Origin of the sequence: Paracoccus sp. P2, from assembly GCF_046335115.1 — a bacterium.
Taxonomy (GTDB): Bacteria; Pseudomonadota; Alphaproteobacteria; order Rhodobacterales; family Rhodobacteraceae; genus Paracoccus; species Paracoccus pantotrophus.
Genome location: NZ_JBGOSN010000117.1, coordinates 1 through 2,436, shown reverse-complemented (window position 1 = coordinate 2,436; position 2,436 = coordinate 1). Strand labels below are relative to the sequence as shown.

Annotated in this window: 1 protein-coding gene; it reads right to left on the bottom strand. The window is 64.0% G+C overall.

What is annotated here, in order from left to right; translation table 11 throughout:
* Positions 1–33 precede the first annotated feature (33 nt).
* Positions 34–2,436, bottom strand: a 2,403-nt coding sequence (locus ACDP63_RS24555; RefSeq protein ID WP_409928825.1) for a Tn3 family transposase, incomplete at its 5' end; no start/stop codon positions are given.

Here is a 2,436-nt window from a genome sequence, read left to right as displayed (position 1 = left end):
GGGGTCTGCTGCCGGACGGTGCTAAATCCTACGCTAAGCTCTTTTCGGCCACCTGTACTCCCCTGTGAGTAAGATGTGCGCCCATCCGAGGGGCGAGATGTGAGCCAGAAGGCCGGGCGAACAGTCGAGACCGGCGCGGTGGCGGCTTGTGACTGCCTGCCCGAGATGTTTGGTGTTCCAGTAGATGATGATGGCGGCGAGCAGATTGAGGCCTGCCATGCGGAAGTGCTGCCCTTCGGCGGACCGGTCGCGGATTTCCCCTTGGCGGCCGATGCGTAGGGCGTTTTTCAGAGCGTGATGAGCCTCGCCTTTGTTCAGCCCGATCTGTGCGCGGCGCTGCATGTCGGCATCGAGCAGCCAGTCGATGATAAAGAGCGTGCGCTCGACACGTCCGATTTCGCGCAAGGCCAAGGCCAGCTCGTGCTGTCGGGGATAGGCAGCGAACTTCCGCAACAATTGGCTCGGGGGCATGACGCCCGCGACCATGGTGGCAGCGCTGCGCAGGATGTCGGGCCAGTTTGCCGTGACGAGGGGTTCCTTGATCTTGCCGCCGATCAGCCCCTTCAGCTCTTTGGGGCAGGCTGCCGGGTCGAAGAGATAGAGGCGCTTCAATGGCAGGTCCCTGATGCGGGGGATGAACTGGAAGCCCAAGAGGGCTGTTACCGCGAAGACATGGTCGGTGAAGCCGCCCGTGTCGGCATACTGCTCGCGGATATTCTGGCCCGCGCCCGTCATCAGCAAGCCATCCAGAATGTAGGGAGCTTCGTTCACCGTGGCCGGGATGGTCTGGGTGGCGAAGGGGCCGAACTGGTCGGACACATGGGTGTAGGCCTTCAGCCCGGGCTCTTGGCCGTATTTGGCGTTGATGAGGTTCATCGCCTCGCCTTGTCGTGTCGTCGGGAAGAATTGCCCATCACTCGATGCCGTTTGTCCGGCACCCCAGAACCGTGCCATCGGCAGCGCGGACTGCGCCTCGATCACCTTTGCCAGTGCGCGCGACATGGCCTCGCCTTCGACATGCCATCGCGACAGGCGGGAGAGCTGGAAGTAGTCATGGGTGTTGGTAGCCCCTGCCATCTTGCTGAGGCCGAGGTTCAGTCCCTCGGCAAGCAGCACGTTCAAGAGGCCGATCCTGTCCTTGCAAGGCACACCCGTATGCAGATGCGTGAAGGCTTCGGTGAACCCGACCTCGTCATCCACTTCCAGCAAGAGATCCGTGACCCTGATTTCCGGCAGGCGCTTGTAGAGGTCGAGGACCATGGCTTCGGCTTCTTCGGGAACAGCGGCGGTCAGGCGGTCGATCTTCAGCACACCATCTTCGATCGACCCGCCCGGAATGGCCCCGGCCTTTGCAGCCCGCGCCAAGCGACGCAGGGCGTCGGACATTCGTGCCTTGCGGTCGGCGAGCCAGATATCGGGCTCAAACGGCATGGCTAGCTTCGGCGTGGCGCGGGCAACCTCTGCCGGAACAAGCGCCTCCTTCAGGTCGCCAAACCGCCGTGAATGGGCGAGCCACACATCGCCCGAGCGGAAGGATTCCCGCAGATGGAACAGAACCGCGACTTCCCACAGACGGCCTGCATCGCCGCCATCCGCGTTCAGGTGCCGCAACCACTTCGACCCCCGGCGCAGAAACGTCAGCGGCAGGATCTCCGTCGTCTCCGTGCCCGCGATGATTGTGCTCGCCGCCAGCAGCGGTTCCGCCACGGGCGCGGCGCGAATGTCGAGCGTCCGCAGCATGCGCGGTGCGTAGCGGCGGAAGCGATGATACCCATGTCCGACATGCGCCAGAGGGTCGGCGGCCAGGGTGTCTGTCAACTGGGCCGCTGTCGCGACCAGCCCCTTGAGGGATAACCAGCCACCGGCATTGTCGACAGCCTCCTCGAGCGATGCGCGATCTTCATGGGCTTCCAGCAGCGCCGAACCGAGGGTGGCGAAGGACTGCAAGGTGTCCTTTAGCGCTGCCTTGGCATCTTCCGCACGAGCGTCACGTCGGGACTTCGCCTCGCGCCAGGTCTTGCCGACGATCCGGTCATGGGTCTCCACAATGGCGTCGGCAAGGGCGCTGCGCCATTCCAGTACGCAGACGGCAAGGATGGCGAGACGGCGATCACCGGAAATGTCTCGCAAATCGCCCGCGAAGTATCGCTCTCCCTGCCTGCGAAGTCGGGCAATCCGGTGCGGCGGCACCCCAGCCAGAACCGTCTCGGTCAGCCCAAGGCGTTGCAGGAATTCCAGCCGATCCAGAAGACGGTTCATGTCGGCCGAGTTCTGCCCGGCCTCGAATTGACGCAGCCAGACAAACCGCGTGACCGATCCGCCAGCGTCTTCCGTCAGCAAGGCATCGAGGCGGGTCCTCATGGCATCGTCCAGCCGCTCCGCGATCCGGGACTCGATCCGCCGCTCCGCAGCCACAAGCGCGTCCGCGCATAGGCG